At 52.3% G+C, this 530-nt stretch carries 1 protein-coding gene; it reads left to right on the forward strand.

Translation table 11 applies throughout. The features are described from left to right. The coding region (locus tag ACP6PM_RS21580) for an Ig-like domain-containing protein (protein WP_426588255.1) at positions 1 to 530 on the forward strand (530 nt) is incomplete at both ends.

The raw sequence follows: 530 nt of genomic DNA on the forward strand, positions 1-530 counted from the left end.
AGAACCAGAGCCTACTCCAGAGCCAGAGCCTACTCTAGAACCAGAGCCTACTCCAAAGCCAGAGCCTACTCCAGACCCAGAGCCTACTCTAGAACCAGAGCCTACTCCAGACCCAGAGCCAGAGTCAACTCCAGAGCCTACTCCAGAGCCTACTTTAGAACCAGAGCCTACTCCAGAGCCAGAGCCTACTCTAGAACCAGAGCCTACTCCAGAGCCAGAGTCAACTCCAGAACCAGAGTCAACTCCAGAACCAGAGTCAACTCCAGACCCAGAGGCAACTCCAGAACCAGAGGCAACTCCAGAACCAGAGGCAACTCCAGAACCAGAGGCAACTCCAGAACCAGAGACCAACAACCCCCCTGTAGCTGTAGACGACAGTGCCATCACAGATGCCAATGTTGTACTTGAAAACGAAAATGTCCTCCTGGGAGACACCGACCCAGACAATGACCAATTAACCGTCACCGCAGTTAATAGCAACAGTAGTGACATTGGTCAAGAAATCACCCTGCCATCAGGAGCATTACTAA

The sequence above is a fragment of the Dapis brunnea BLCC-M229 genome (genome assembly GCF_050015995.1).
Taxonomy (GTDB): domain Bacteria; phylum Cyanobacteriota; class Cyanobacteriia; order Cyanobacteriales; family Microcoleaceae; genus Trichodesmium.